This is a genomic window from Pseudomonas sp. MIL9 (assembly GCF_016887925.1).
Lineage (GTDB): Bacteria > Pseudomonadota > Gammaproteobacteria > Pseudomonadales > Pseudomonadaceae > Aquipseudomonas > Aquipseudomonas mohnii.
In genome coordinates, this window is record NZ_JAFEHE010000011.1 from 191,487 (window position 1) to 204,409 (window position 12,923).

14 protein-coding genes are annotated in these 12,923 nt (G+C 59.9%); 2 read left to right on the forward strand and 12 right to left on the reverse strand.

Annotation, left to right across the window (positions count from 1 at the left end; genetic code table 11):
* Window positions 1-104: 104 nt before the first annotated feature.
* The 6 genes from JQF37_RS14420 to puuE all read right to left on the reverse strand — a co-directional run bounded on the left by JQF37_RS14420 (window position 105) and on the right by puuE (window position 6,127).
* Entirely contained in the window at window positions 105-1,457 is a 1,353-nt protein-coding gene (locus JQF37_RS14420) for a nucleobase:cation symporter-2 family protein (RefSeq protein ID WP_130203683.1), read from the reverse strand.
* 169 nt (window positions 1,458-1,626) lie between these two features.
* A complete protein-coding gene (locus tag JQF37_RS14425; protein WP_130203682.1) occupies window positions 1,627-2,928 on the reverse strand; it encodes a urate hydroxylase PuuD in 1,302 nt (433 codons plus the stop codon).
* A gap of 50 nt (window positions 2,929-2,978) precedes the next feature.
* A complete protein-coding gene (locus tag JQF37_RS14430; RefSeq protein WP_189340170.1) occupies window positions 2,979-3,482 on the reverse strand; it encodes an ureidoglycolate lyase in 504 nt (167 codons plus the stop codon).
* Between the two features lie 120 nt (window positions 3,483-3,602).
* Window positions 3,603-4,598: an allantoicase gene (alc, locus tag JQF37_RS14435; RefSeq protein ID WP_020800421.1), complete on the reverse strand. Its 996-nt coding sequence runs from the start codon at window positions 4,596-4,598 to the stop codon at window positions 3,603-3,605.
* A gap of 90 nt (window positions 4,599-4,688) precedes the next feature.
* On the reverse strand, window positions 4,689-5,204 hold the full coding sequence (gene uraD / locus JQF37_RS14440) for a 2-oxo-4-hydroxy-4-carboxy-5-ureidoimidazoline decarboxylase (RefSeq protein WP_130203680.1): 516 nt from the start codon (window positions 5,202-5,204) through the stop codon (window positions 4,689-4,691).
* Window positions 5,201-6,127 (reverse strand): allantoinase PuuE, encoded by a 927-nt coding sequence (gene puuE, locus JQF37_RS14445; RefSeq protein WP_130203679.1) that lies wholly within the window; start codon window positions 6,125-6,127, stop codon window positions 5,201-5,203. The genes uraD and puuE overlap by 4 nt, the downstream gene beginning before the upstream one ends.
* A gap of 434 nt (window positions 6,128-6,561) precedes the next feature.
* On the opposite strand from puuE, the gene uraH reads away from it, so the two are divergent.
* Window positions 6,562-6,915, forward strand: coding sequence for a hydroxyisourate hydrolase (uraH, locus tag JQF37_RS14450; protein ID WP_047531657.1), 354 nt, complete (start codon window positions 6,562-6,564; stop codon window positions 6,913-6,915).
* 186 nt (window positions 6,916-7,101) lie between these two features.
* Here uraH and JQF37_RS14455 read toward each other — a convergent pair whose 3' ends face one another.
* The 3 genes from JQF37_RS14455 to JQF37_RS14465 all read right to left on the reverse strand — a co-directional run bounded on the left by JQF37_RS14455 (window position 7,102) and on the right by JQF37_RS14465 (window position 9,886).
* Window positions 7,102-7,728 carry a LysE family translocator gene (locus tag JQF37_RS14455; protein WP_130203678.1) on the reverse strand — a complete coding sequence of 209 codons (627 nt, stop codon included), beginning with the start codon at window positions 7,726-7,728 and terminating at the stop codon, window positions 7,102-7,104.
* A 72-nt stretch (window positions 7,729-7,800) separates the two neighbouring features.
* A complete protein-coding gene (locus tag JQF37_RS14460) occupies window positions 7,801-9,150 on the reverse strand; it encodes an NCS2 family permease (RefSeq protein WP_130203677.1) in 1,350 nt (449 codons plus the stop codon).
* A 289-nt stretch (window positions 9,151-9,439) separates the two neighbouring features.
* The gene (locus tag JQF37_RS14465) at window positions 9,440-9,886 is read right to left on the reverse strand and encodes a MarR family transcriptional regulator (RefSeq protein WP_130203676.1); all 447 of its coding nucleotides are present in this window, start codon (window positions 9,884-9,886) and stop codon (window positions 9,440-9,442) included.
* Between the two features lie 82 nt (window positions 9,887-9,968).
* On the opposite strand from JQF37_RS14465, the gene JQF37_RS14470 reads away from it, so the two are divergent.
* Window positions 9,969-11,135, forward strand: a complete 1,167-nt coding sequence (locus JQF37_RS14470; RefSeq protein WP_130203675.1) for a PLP-dependent aminotransferase family protein — start codon at window positions 9,969-9,971, stop codon at window positions 11,133-11,135.
* 132 nt (window positions 11,136-11,267) lie between these two features.
* On the opposite strand, the gene JQF37_RS14475 is transcribed toward JQF37_RS14470, so the two are convergent.
* The 3 genes from JQF37_RS14475 to JQF37_RS14485 form a co-directional block, all read right to left on the reverse strand.
* Window positions 11,268-11,639 (reverse strand): glutathione S-transferase N-terminal domain-containing protein, encoded by a 372-nt coding sequence (locus tag JQF37_RS14475; RefSeq protein WP_047531644.1) that lies wholly within the window; start codon window positions 11,637-11,639, stop codon window positions 11,268-11,270.
* 103 nt (window positions 11,640-11,742) lie between these two features.
* Window positions 11,743-12,288, reverse strand: coding sequence for a GTP cyclohydrolase I FolE (gene folE / locus JQF37_RS14480; RefSeq protein ID WP_024076633.1), 546 nt, complete (start codon window positions 12,286-12,288; stop codon window positions 11,743-11,745).
* Between the two features lie 77 nt (window positions 12,289-12,365).
* Window positions 12,366-12,923: a Smr/MutS family protein gene (locus JQF37_RS14485; protein ID WP_047531639.1), complete on the reverse strand. Its 558-nt coding sequence runs from the start codon at window positions 12,921-12,923 to the stop codon at window positions 12,366-12,368.

A 12,923-nucleotide genomic window follows, 5' to 3' on the forward strand; every position in this document is an offset into this window, starting at 1 on the left:
TGCTCGCGAAAACCTCAAGGACACCGCGTTCATCCAGGATGCACGCGTTATCGTTGACGACCATCGCGAGCGGGCTCGCTCCTACAGGGGGGGATGGTTACCTGTCAGTGGGCGTGGCAGTCGTTGATGGCTGCGCGTTCGGCGCCGCCGAGGATGTTGAACAGCAGGTTCAAGGTCAGCGCGCTGAGCGTGGCCATGGCGATACCGCTGTGGGTGATCGGGCTCATCCACACCGGCAGGTGGGCAAAAAACTCCGGACGCACCACCGGGATCAGGCCCATGCCGATGCTGACCGCTACCAGCAGTTGGTTGCGACGGTCAGCGATATCGGCTTCCTGGAGAATCTTGATCCCGGTCGCGGCAACCATGCCGAACATCGCAATGGCGGCACCGCCGAGCACCGCTGGCGGAATCGACGCCACCAGGAACGCGGCTTTGGGCAACAGGCTGAGGACGATCAGCAGGCCGCCGGCCACGATGGTCACCGAGCGGCAACGCACGCCGGTCATCTGCACCAGGCCGATGTTCTGGGCGAAGGAGGAATGGGTGAAGGTGTTGAAGAAACCGGCGAAAAACGAAGCGCCGGCATCGCACAACAAGCCGCGACGCAGCATGCGCGGGCAGACTTCCTGGCCGGTGATCTTGCCCAGGGCCAGGAACATCCCGGTGGACTCGACGAAGATGATCACCACCACCAGGCACATCGACAGGATCGGCGCGAGTTCGAATTTCGGCATGCCGAAATGCAGCGGGGTGACGAATTGCAGCCACGGGGCCTGGGCCATGCCACTGAGGTCGACCATGCCGAGCAGGCCGCAGAGCACATAGCCCAGGCACATGCCGATCAGCACGGAAATGTTGACCCAGAAACCGCGCATGAAGCGATGCACCAGCAAAATGGTGCCCAGCACCAGCGCGGCGATGGTCATGTAAATCGGCGAGCCGAACTGGCTGGCCGCAGCACCGCCTCCGGCCCAGTTCACGGCCACGGGGAACAGCGACAAACCGATCGAGGTGATGACCGTACCGGTCACCAGCGGCGGAAAGAAGCGTACGACCTTGGACATGAACGGGGCGATGATCATGCCGAAGAACCCGGCGGCGATGGTCGCGCCGAAGATCCCTTGCAGGCCGATACCGGGCATGCCGGCCATGGCGACCATGCTGCCGACGGCGGCAAAACTGGCGCCCATCATCACGGGCATGCGAATGCCCACGGGACCGATGCCGAGCGACTGAACGATGGTGGCAATGCCGGCCACCAGCAGGTCGGCGTTAATCAGAAAGGCGATTTCTTCACGACTCAGGCCAGCGGCCTGTCCGATGATCAGCGGCACCGCGATGGCGCCACCGTACATCAGCAGAACATGTTGCAGACCGACCAGGATCAGTTGCAAAAGGGGCAAACGCTGAATGGCGGGTGCGTCGGGGATGCGCGCTTTGGAGAGCTCGGACATGCAACACCTCGGATCTTTTTTATTCTTGTGATTGAACAGCTGCCGGGTTGCTCACAGCTGTTTCTTTGCATCAGGTAAACCGCGTTGCGGCCAATCGCTGGCAAGCCAGCTCCCACACAGGCAGTGCAAAACCCTGTGGGAGCTGGCTTGCCAGCGATGCTTTTAACGATTAGTTGGTCTGGGCGCCCTGAACGATCCAGGCGCCGATCAGGTCACGTTCCTGCTGGGTCATCTTGGTGATGTTGCCCAGGGGCATGATCTGGCTGGCGACGGCTTGAGCCTGGATACGCGCAGCGTTCTGGCGGATCTGCTCGGGGGTGTCGAACATCACACCGGCCGGGGCCGCGCTGAACAGCGGGCTGGTCGGTTTGGCCGAGTGGCAAACCGCGCAACGTTCCTGAATCACGCTGTGCACCTTGTTGAAGCCAGGACCCGCATTCGACGCTTGCGCCGGTGCGGCAGCAGGCGTTTCGGCAGGTTTGGCTTCAGCGGGTTTCAAACCACCACCCAATGCTGTTTCCGGCAGCGGCTGGTATTCGATCTTCGCAGGCGCCTTGGCCACGTCCGGGCTGGTCATCGGCGCAGGGCCGGTGACGTAGGCCAGGCTGATCATGCCGACCGCTGCCACAGGCAAGGTCCAGGCAAACTTGTGGCTGTCGTGACGGGTGTTGAAGTAATGACGCACCAACACCGCCAGCACCGCGATCCCGGCCAGGATCAGCCAGTTGTATTGGCTGCCGTAGGTGCTCGGGAAGTGGTTGCTGATCATGATGAACAGCACCGGCAAGGTGAAGTAGTTGTTGTGACGCGAACGCAGCAAGCCTTTGGCTGGCAGCGCCGGATCAGGCGTGCGGTTCTCGGCAATCGCCGCCACCAGTGCCCGCTGCGCCGGCATGATGATGCGGAACACGTTACCGACCATGATGGTGCCGATGATCGCGCCGACGTGCAGGTACGCACCACGACCGCTGAACACCTTGCTGAAGCCGTAAGCGGCGCCAATGATCAGCACGAACAGGATGAAGCCGAGCAGGGCAGGGCGTTTGCCCAGGGCCGAGTCGCACAGGAAGGAGTAGACGAACCAGCCGATGAACAGCGAGCCGATGCCGATGGCCACGCCTTCAGGGCCGCTCAGGGTGCTGCCGGGGGCCAGCAGGTAGAGCGTCGGGTTGGAGTAGAACACCACGCACAGCAGCGCGATCCCCGACATCCAGGTGAAGTAGGCTTCCCATTTGAACCAGTGCAGGTTGTCCGGCATGGTCGGTGGGGCCAGTTTGTATTTTTCCAGGTGGTAGATACCGCCGCCGTGGATCGCCCACAAATCACCGGCCAGGCCACTTTTCGGGTTGACCCGATTGAGGTTGTTTTCCAGCCAGACGAAGTAGAACGATGCGCCGATCCAGGCCACACCAGTAATCATATGAACCCAGCGCACGCTCAGGTTCAGCCATTCCAACAGATGTGCTTCCACAGTCTTTACCTCTCGCCTGTCACTCTGTTGTCGAGTGATCAGACCTTCTCTTATTGGTGGGGGGCGAGGATCAAACGCTCATCCTCTTTGAAAAAATGCTCATCGCAGTTATTGCCTGTGCCACTGCGATCAACCACCAGGAAGTCATCCCGCTTTTCGATCGTCAGCACCGGGTGGTGCCAGACGCCGCGATGGTAATTAATGCCCTGCCTGCCGTTGGTGACGAAGGCGCGGACCAAGCCTGATACAGGTACATCGCCAAGTGGCGCGACCACGATCAGAAAGGGGTTGCCGAGCAGCGGAATGAACGCCTGGCTGCCCAGCGGATGACGCTCCAGCATGCTGACGGTCAGCGGCATGTCCTGCGCGTCGGCGCGGAAGATGCTGATGATCGCCTTGTCCTCTGGCGTGGCGGTTTCCACCGTCGCCAGTTTGTGGAAGCGCATGGTCGAACCGTTGTTGATCATGAAGTGATCGCTGCCGTCGGTTTCGATCACGTCACCGAAAGGGGCGAAGGCTTCTTTGGTCAGCGGTTCAATCTGTAGTGTGCGCATGCTGTTCTTCTTATCCGAATTCTGTGTTGTTGGTTCTGACGCTTTCGCGAGCAGGCTCGCTCCCACAGGGGGAATGCATTTCAAATGTGGGAGCGAGCCTGCTCGCGAATGGGTTCAACCTTATTTCGCGACCTTGCCCAGTACACGCAGGCGGCTCACACCGCCGTCCGGGAACACGTTCAGGCGGATGTGGGTGATCGGGCCCAGTGCCTTGATCTGCTCGGCGAAGGTGTGCTCGGCGTGCATTTCCAGCTTCTGGCTTGGCAGCAGTTCGCGCCAGAACAGCGATTGGGTTTCGATCTGGCTGTCGGTACCGCCCTTGACGAAGGCGCCCTGGATCGAGCAGCTGTCCGGGTAGTTGCCCTTGAAGTGCAGGGTATCGACGATGATTTTCTCGATTTCGCCCGGGTGGCCCAGTGCGACGATCACCCAGTCATTGCCCGGTGTACGGCGGCGCGCGGTTTCCCAGCCGTCGCCCATGTTGATGCCACGGCCCGGGTTGAGGATGTTGCTCATGCGGCCGAAGTGTTCGTCGGAGCAGGCGAGGGCGCGGCCACCGTTGAGGGCTGCCGCCAGGTCGACCTGCTCGTTGTCGCCTACAGCGGACCAGTCACGGAATGGAATGCCGTACACGCGCAGACGGGCAACACCGCCGTCCGGGTAGATGTTGAAGCGCAGGTGGCTGAAGGCCTGGTCGTTGCTGATTTCGTGGTAGTGGTGGCTGTTGCCTTGCAGCTCGACGGCGGACAGCACTTCAGTCCACTGGGTGTTTTCGTCTGGCTCGCCTTCGGCCAGGAAGCAGGCTTCCAGGGAGGCCGACGGCGGGAAGTTGCCGGTGAAGAATGAAGTGTCGATGTCGACGCCTTTGATCGAGCCCGGCACGCCCAGGCGGATCACTGCGCTGTCGTAGCCCTCGAAGCGCTTGCGGCGCGATTCCCAGCCGTCCATCCACTTGCCGTTGTCATCGAACACGCCCTCCTTCCAGACGGCCGGAGTCGGTTGGAACAGACGATTGGCGTCTGCGAACCAGTCATCGGTGACCGAGATGATTTTGGTGCCCAGGCGGGCGTCGGCCAGGTTGACGAACTTCTCGAAAGGTACGGCGTAAGCTTTCATTCTTCTTGTCTGCCTTTAATAAGTTGGCTTGGGATGCTCTCGGGGCCCTGGGAAACGCAAGCGTTCATGAGGTTTCTCGGGCCAGGATCGCTATAGGGTCAGTAATCGGAACAGGGCGATCTTGTTGATCTGCGCCAGCGCGCACTTGAATTCGGTGTCGACCGGGTTGTGAATGCGCGTTTCGAACGCCGCGAGGATCTGATGCCGGTTGCTGCCTTTTACCGCCATGATGAAGGGAAACTTGAACTTGGCTTTGTAGGCGTCGTTCAGCTCGGTGAAGCGCTGGAACTCTTCGGCCGTGCATTGGTGAATACCGGCGCCAGCCTGTTCATGGGTGCTGGCTTCGGTCAACTGGCCCTGGACGGCGGCTTTGCCGGCCAGGTCCGGGTGAGCGTTGATCAGGGCCAGCTGGCTTTGCTGATCGGCACTCAACAGGATGTCGCTCATGCGCTGGTGCAGGGTTTCGATCTCGTCGATCGAAGCGTCCTGGCCCAGCTCGAAGGCCTTTTCGGCCACCCATGGCGAATGTTCGTAGATATCGGCGAACACGCTGACGAAAGCGTCGCGGCTCAGGGTCGATGGCTTGATGGATTGAAAGGTGCTCATTTGGCAGCCCCTTGGTACGGATGGGTTGCTTGCCAGTGGCGTGCGATGTCGACGCGACGGCTGAACCACACCTGTTCATGACTTTTAGCGTATTCGATAAAGCGCTTGAGCGAGGCCAGGCGCGCCGGACGGCCAATCAAGCGGCAGTGCAGGCCGATCGAGAGCATTTTCGGTGCATCGGCGCCTTCGGCGTACAGCACGTCGAACGCGTCTTTGAGGTATTCGAAGAAATCGTCGCCCTTGTTGAAACCCTGGACCTGGGTGAAGCGCATGTCGTTGGTGTCCAGGGTGTACGGGATCACCAGGTGCGGCTTGCCGGTCGGGTTGTTCGGTTCCCAGTAGGGCAGGTCGTCGTCGTAGGTGTCGCTGTCGTAGAGGAAACCGCCTTCTTCCATCACCAGGCGACGGGTGTTCGGACCGGTACGGCCGGTGTACCAGCCCAGCGGACGTTCACCGGTGATTTCAGTGAGGATGCGGATCGCTTCGAGCATGTGCTCGCGTTCCTGGGTTTCATCCATGTACTGGTAGTCAATCCAGCGGTAGCCGTGGCTGCAGATCTCGTGGCCGGCTTCGACCATGGCGCGGATCACGTCCGGGTGGCGCTGGGCGGCCATGGCCACGGCGAAGATGGTCAGCGGAATGTCGAATTCCTTGAACAGTTTCAGAACCCGCCAGACACCGGCACGGCTGCCATACTCGTACAGCGATTCCATGCTCATGTTGCGCGCGCCTTGCAGTGGCTGCGCCGAGACCATTTCGGACAGGAAGGCTTCGGATTCTTTGTCGCCGTGCAGGATGTTGCGCTCGCCGCCTTCTTCGTAATTGAGCACGAAGGACAAGGCGATGCGGGCATTGCCCGGCCAGTGTGGATGAGGAGGGTTACTGCCGTAACCGATCAGGTCGCGTGGGTAGTCAGCGCTCACTGCAGTCTTCCTTCTTATTCGTGGCTGTCAGGGTGGTGTGGCGTGCCTGAAGTGGAAAGACAGGCTGGCGTCACAGCGATGGGCTGATTGTATACAACTTTATATTCACTTTGTAAGCCTGATTTTTTGCATTTTTCGTTAACGGTCATCTTTGAGTTCGCTTGATCCGATCCTGCAAGAAACCTGCCTGATTGGTCAGCTAATGGCTGGAGAGGTCAACCAGCCTGCGGTTCGCCAGTTAATCGCCAGGAAATCCATGGAGGACGCTGTTCGCCGTAAAAATGTCGTTTTTATTGTGTACAATTTTTTTGAAAAGTGTCTTAATCAATCGCTCGCCGCAGCTTTTCGTGCTCCGAAACGGTGCGGTCTCCTTTTCAACTGACTTCGGGAGGCGCGAGGTCTGACTGCTCCACGCAGCCAGGCGCGCAGAATCAATGGGACGTTTGACTACACATGTTTTGGACGCTGCACATGGCTGCCCGGGCAGCTCGATCAAGGTCGAGTTGTACCGTGTTGAAGGTTCGCAGCTGGAATGGGTCGCCAGCGCGATAACCAACAGCGATGGCCGTGTCGATGCACCGTTGTTGCAAGGTGATGACTACCGCACCGGGGTCTATCAGATTCAGTTCCATGCAGGCGATTACTACCGCGCCCGTGGCGTTCAACTGCCGGAACCGGCGTTCCTGGATGTGGTAGTGCTGCGTTTTGGCATTTCTGCGGAGCAGGACCACTATCACGTGCCCTTGCTGATTTCGCCGTACAGCTATTCCACGTATCGCGGCAGCTGATCCCCCAAGCAGCTGCCTCAACCTGGAAGCGACTGCGCATATAGCTTCTTTGGTCTTTCGCCCGCTCACACTGCGGGCTTTTTTTCGCCTGGAGAAAAGTGGTGCCTGTGCTGGCGCTTTCGCCGGCAAGCCAGCTCCTACAAGGAATTCGCACGACCTGTGGGAGCTGGCTTGCCAGCGACGCTCTTAACGGCTGAGCAGAGACGCTGCCCCCGCGCCACTGAACAACCCGGCACTGATCCGGTTAAACCAGCTCTGTCCCTTGCCACTGCGCAGATACCGCGCCGCACCATGGGCACCCAGCCCGTAAGCCAACTTGCACAGCAGGTCCAGCACGGTCCAGGTGGCAATCATCACCAGCAACTGCGGGAGGAACGGCTGTTCGGCGCTCAAGAACTGTGGCAGGAACGCGGCGAAGAACAGAATGTCTTTCGGGTTGCTCGCACCCAGCATGAATGCGCGCCCGAACAGGGCACGAAAGCGTGGCACCGGTGCCGCCTGGGGCACTTCGGCACCATGGGACGGTTGACGCGATTGCTGCCAGCTCTGCCAGGCGAGGTAGAACAGATACAGGGCACCAACGATCTTCAGCGCGCTGAACAATTGCTCCGACGCCAGCAGCAGCGCGCCCAGGCCCAGCGCCGAAGCGCTCAGCAGGCCAATCGAGGCCATCACGCCACCGAGAAAGGCTGGGTAGGAACGCCCCAGACCGTAATTCAAACTGTTGCTGATCATCAGCAACGACAGTGGCCCCGGGATCAGGATCACCACCAGCGCAGCGCCGCTGAACAGCAGCCAGGTTTCCAGACTCATCACTTTCCTCCCTTTGCACAAAAGCCTCACCCGACGGGGTGAGGCTGGTTTGAAGCGCGTACCGCGTAAGGTTTACAAGAAGATGAACTTGGCGATGAAGATCGCGCAGAGCACCCACAGACTCGCGGAAATTTCCTTGTACTTGCCAGTGCCTGCCTTCAGGACCACGTAGGTGATGAAGCCCAGCGCGATACCGTCGGCGACCGAAAAGGTCAGGGGCATCATGATGGCGGTGACGATCGCCGGAATGCTGTCGGTCGCTTCGTCCCACTCGATGTGCTTCATGCCACCCATCATCAGCATGGCGACGTAAATCAGTGCGCCTGCGGTGGCGTAGGCGGGAATCATGCCGGCCAGCGGGGCGAAGAACATGGCTGCAATAAATAGCACACCTACGGTCACTGCGGTAAGACCAGTCCGACCACCTGCCGCGACACCTGCAGCACTTTCCACGTAGCTGGTGACAGGGGGAACACCAACGATCGCACCGAATACGCTGGAGGCGCTGTCGGCTTTCATGGCGCGGGAGAGGTTTTCGATGCGGCCATCGGCGTTGACCAGGTTGGCGCGCTGCGCCACGCCCATCAAGGTGCCGGCGGTGTCGAACATGTGCACGAAGAGGAAGGCCAGCACCACGCTGATCATGCTGACGTTGAACACGCCGGCGAGGTTCATCGCCATCCAGGTCGGGGCCAGGCTCGGCGGTGCCGACATGATCCCTTCGTAATGCACCAGGCCCAGGCCCCAACCGGCCAGGGTCACGGTGATGATGCTGATGAGGATCGCGCCGAACACTTTGTGGTAGCTGAGCACGGCGATCATCAGGAAGCAGATGGCGGCCAGCAGCGGGCCGGGCTCGCGCAGGGAACCCAGTTTGATCAGGGTGGCGGGGCTGTCGACGATGATGCCGGCGGTTTTCAAGCCGATCAGCCCCAGGAACAGGCCCACACCCGCACCCATGGCGAAGCGCAGGCTCACCGGAATGCTGTTGAGCAGCCATTCGCGCACGCGCGAGAAGGTCAGGATCATGAACAGCACACCGGACACGAACACCGCACCGAGGGCGGTTTCCCAGTTGTAGCCCATGGTGCCGACCACGGTGTAGGTGAAGAAGGCGTTCAGGCCCATGCCCGGCGCCAGGCCGACGGGCCAGTTGGCGTACAGGCCCATCAGCAGGCAACCCAGTGCGGCGGCGATGCAGGTGGCGACGAACGCCGCGCCGTGATCGATCCCGGCGTCCGCCATGATGTTGGGGTTGACGAAGATGATGTAGGCCATCGTGATGAAGGTAGTCAGACCGGCAATCAACTCGGTCTTCACCGTGGTGCCATGCAAGCTGAGTTTAAAGATGCGCTCCAGCCAGCCAGTGCGTAAAGGCGGCGAGAGATCCAGCGTCGATGCTTCGGATTTGCGGCTTTCCACAGCGAGTACTCCTCAAGAGTTTTATTGTTATTTCCAGGGCCGGACCCGAGAGGGTGGCAGCGGCCCTTTGAGGCACTTGCGAATTTGTTGACCTCTTGGTCAGGAACTCGCACGAGGTGGATTATGCTTTTGTGTACAAATAAAGCAAATATTGTTTTTTGTTTTGTTTACTAAAATTCAGGCGATAGTGATATATCGCCAGTCAAGACGCCTTCGCGAGCAGGCTCGCTCCCACATTCGACCGAGTTTCCCTGTGGGAGCGAGCCTGCTCGCGAAAGGGGCGGAATCGTCAATCAATAACTGCCTGACTGTTGCCCAGCGCCAGATTCACCGCCAACCACCCATTCACCGCCGTCTCCCCGGCCTCGGCAAACACCCGTTCCAGCAATTTCACCTGCTCGCGGCGCAGTGATTGTTCGAAACGCGCCCCATCGTCGGTCAATTCCAGCAGGCGTTTACGCTTGTCGGTCTCGGACGCGACGCTGTTCACCAGATGCATTTCCAGCAATTGGCGCAGCGGCATGTTCAGCGCCTGCTTGCTCACGCCCAGCAAGGCCAGCAACTGCGTCACACTCAAGTTCGGGTAACGGGCGATGAAAAAAACGATGCGTTGGTGCACACGGCTCAAGCCTCGACGCGCAAGCATTTCGTCGGCCTTGGCGGTGAAGGCCTGATAACCGAAGAAAAACGCTTCCATGGCTTGTTGCTGGGATATCGGGTTTTTAAGGTCAAGCATATTGACGTATCCGCTCGGGCTGACGTAATTTTGGTCAACAAGTTTGACTCATTTCCCTCTGGCCTCGCTACCGGTGATCCCCATGGCTTTTTCCGAACGTGTCTCGCGCCTTAAAAGTTCTCTGATCCGTGAAATCCTCGCTGCCGCCCAGCGCCCGCAAGTGATGTCGTTCGCCGGCGGGTTACCGGCCGAAGCCATGTTGCCAAAGGTCGAATGGGATGAGATGCCGCTGACCATTGGCCAATACGGCATGAGCGAAGGCGAACCGGCGCTGCGCGAGATGTTGGCCGCCGAGGCCCGGGCGCTGGGCGTGCCCTGCGAGGCGAGCCAGGTGTTGGTGGTCAGTGGCTCGCAGCAGACCCTCGACCTGGCGGCCAAGCTCTACATCGACAAGGGCACCGAGATCCTGCTCGAAGCGCCGACTTATCTGGCAGCGCTGCAAATCTTCCAGCTGTTCGGCGCCGAGTGCCTGACCGTGCCGCTGCAAGCCGATGGCCCGGACCTGGCGCAATTGCGCACTCGTCTGGAAAAACACCGTCCGGCGTTCATCTACCTGATCCCGACGTTCCAGAATCCATCGGCTGTGCGCTATAGCGAAGCCAAGCGCGATGCCGTGGCGGCGTTGCTTGACGAGTTCGGCGTGACCCTGATCGAAGACGAGCCTTACCGCGAACTGACCTTCGACGGTGGCAGTGCGACGCCGATTGTCAGTCGCCTGAAAAAAGCCAGCTGGATCTACACCGGCACCGTGTCGAAAACCCTGCTGCCGGGGCTGCGCGTCGGTTATCTGATCGCCAGTGCGGATCTGTTTCCGCATTTGTTGAAACTCAAGCAATCGGCGGATCTGCACACCAACCGCGTCGGCCAGTGGCAAGCCCAGCAGTGGATAGGTAGCGAAAAATTCCAGCGGCACCTGAGTGAGTTGCGCGATTTCTACCGGGAGCGTCGTGACGCGTTTCAGGCGGCCCTGGAAACCCATTTTGCCGATCTGGCGGACTGGAATGTGCCCCAGGGCGGGTTGTTTTTCTGGCTCACTCTCAAGCAGCCATTGGATACCCGAACCTTGCTCCATACGGCGCTGGCCAATGATGTGGCGTTCATGCCGGGCGAGCCGTTCTTCCCGGATCCTGACAACAACCCCGGGCATCTGCGGTTGAACTTCAGCCACATCGACCCGGTGCGGCTGGATGAAGGACTCAAGCGGTTGGCGGCGGTGGTGCGTCAGGCGCAGGCGGCGCAAGCCGCCTGAAAACAAATAAACCGGCCATTGGGCCGGTTTATTATTGTTCGGGATGGGCGTCGTCTGGGCTGGCCTCATCGCTGGCAAGCCAGCTCCCACAGGGAGGAGGTGATCATGAAACTTGTGTACACCGCCAAACCATCAGGCCGCAGCAAAGCGCTTGTCCAGATAGTCAATGATCACCTTGGACTCATACATCCAGGTGGTCTGGCCATTCTCTTCGATGCGCAGGCACGGCACTTTGATCTTGCCGCCTTGCTCAAGCAGGGTCTGGCGATCCTGTTCGTTGTTCTTCGCATCGCGCAACGCCACCGGCACATTCAGGCGGCGCAGGGTGCGGCGGGTTTTCACGCAGAACGGGCAGGCGTGGAATTGATACAGGGTCAGGTCCTTGGCGGCGCTGTTGACCTGGGCCTGAGCCTCGGCCGGGCGCTGCTTCTTGCCGGGGCGAGTGAGAAAGTCGATGAAGATGATCAGTTGGCCAAGGCCGACACGAAGCGCTTTTACGAACACGTTGAAAGCCTCACGGAGCGAAAAATGAAGGGCGCGCAGCTTACCTGATTTTCGCGGACGAAAAAAAACCGGCGATGAATGCCGGTTTCTTTCGTGCTGCGAATTACTTGATGAGGCTGAGGAATTCGCTGCGAGTCGCAGCGTTCTCGCGGAACTCACCGAGCATCACCGAGGTGATCATCGACGAATTCTGCTTTTCCACGCCGCGCATCATCATGCACATGTGCTTGGCCTCGATCACCACCGCAACGCCCAGGGCGCCGGTGACTTGCTGGACCGCGTCGGCGATCTGGCGGCTGAGGTTTTCCTGGATCTGCAGGCGGCGGGCGTACATATCGACGATCCGCGCGACTTTCGACAACCCCAGGACCTTGCCGCTCGGGATGTAGGCGACATGGGCCTTGCCGATGAACGGCAGCAGGTGGTGCTCGCACAACGAGTACAGCTCGATGTCCTTGACCAGCACCATTTCGCTGTTGTCGGAGCTGAACAAGGCACCGTTGGTGACTTCTTCGAGCGTCTGTTCATAACCGCGGCAAAGGTACTGCATGGCTTTGGCGGCACGTTTCGGCGTGTCGAGCAGGCCTTCGCGGGAGACGTCCTCGCCCAGTTGGCCAAGGATCTCGGTGTAATTCTGTTCCAGGGACATGAAACTACCTGTGGGATTTTACGCAAAGGGCAAGGGTACGGTGGCGGACACGACGCTGCAAGCATGACGCATCAGCTTTACTCGTCCCGACCTTCCATCATGGTTCGTTTGAGCATCACATATACGGCACCGGCGCCGCCATGTCTGGGCTGGCACGAGGTGAAGCCAAGTACCTGCGTATGCTGGCGCAACCACGTATTGACGTGGCTTTTGATCATCGGCCGCTTGCCGTCCAGGCGCACGGCCTTGCCGTGGGTGACGCGCACGCAGCGGATTTCGAATTTGGTAGCTTCGGCCAGAAAGGCCCAGAGGGTTTCCCGGGCCTTTTCCACGCTCATGCCGTGCAGGTCGAGGCTGCCTTCGAACGGAATCTGGCCGATCTTGAGCTTGCGCATCTGGCTTTCCTGCACACCGTCGCGCGCCCACATCAACTCGTCTTCCGGGCCGACATCGATGACGAACTGATCGGAGAGTCCGTCGACGGTGGTGGCGTCGGTGCGCACGGTAGCGGCCTGACGCAGCTTGGCGATCTGCGCGCGGTCAGCCTTGGGTTTGCCGGTTTCGGCGCGATCGTGCTTGATCGGCTTGACGCCTTGGATCGCACTTTTGAACAGGGAAAAATCGTCGTCTTGCAT

Bases quoted from the DNA above. Each gene is read 5' to 3' on its own strand.
- JQF37_RS14420 (WP_130203683.1), bottom strand. From the start codon at position 1,457: ATGTCCGAGCTCTCCAAAGCGCGCATCCCCGACGCACCCGCCATTCAG.
- JQF37_RS14430 (WP_189340170.1), bottom strand. From the start codon at position 3,482: ATGCGCACACTACAGATTGAACCGCTGACCAAAGAAGCCTTCGCCCCT.
- alc (WP_020800421.1), bottom strand. From the start codon at position 4,598: ATGAAAGCTTACGCCGTACCTTTCGAGAAGTTCGTCAACCTGGCCGAC.
- uraD (WP_130203680.1), bottom strand. From the start codon at position 5,204: ATGAGCACCTTTCAATCCATCAAGCCATCGACCCTGAGCCGCGACGCT.
- uraH (WP_047531657.1), top strand. From the start codon at position 6,562: ATGGGACGTTTGACTACACATGTTTTGGACGCTGCACATGGCTGCCCG.
- JQF37_RS14455 (WP_130203678.1), bottom strand. From the start codon at position 7,728: ATGAGTCTGGAAACCTGGCTGCTGTTCAGCGGCGCTGCGCTGGTGGTG.
- JQF37_RS14465 (WP_130203676.1), bottom strand. From the start codon at position 9,886: ATGCTTGACCTTAAAAACCCGATATCCCAGCAACAAGCCATGGAAGCG.
- JQF37_RS14470 (WP_130203675.1), top strand. From the start codon at position 9,969: ATGGCTTTTTCCGAACGTGTCTCGCGCCTTAAAAGTTCTCTGATCCGT.
- folE (WP_024076633.1), bottom strand. From the start codon at position 12,288: ATGTCCCTGGAACAGAATTACACCGAGATCCTTGGCCAACTGGGCGAG.
- JQF37_RS14485 (WP_047531639.1), bottom strand. From the start codon at position 12,923: ATGCAAGACGACGATTTTTCCCTGTTCAAAAGTGCGATCCAAGGCGTC.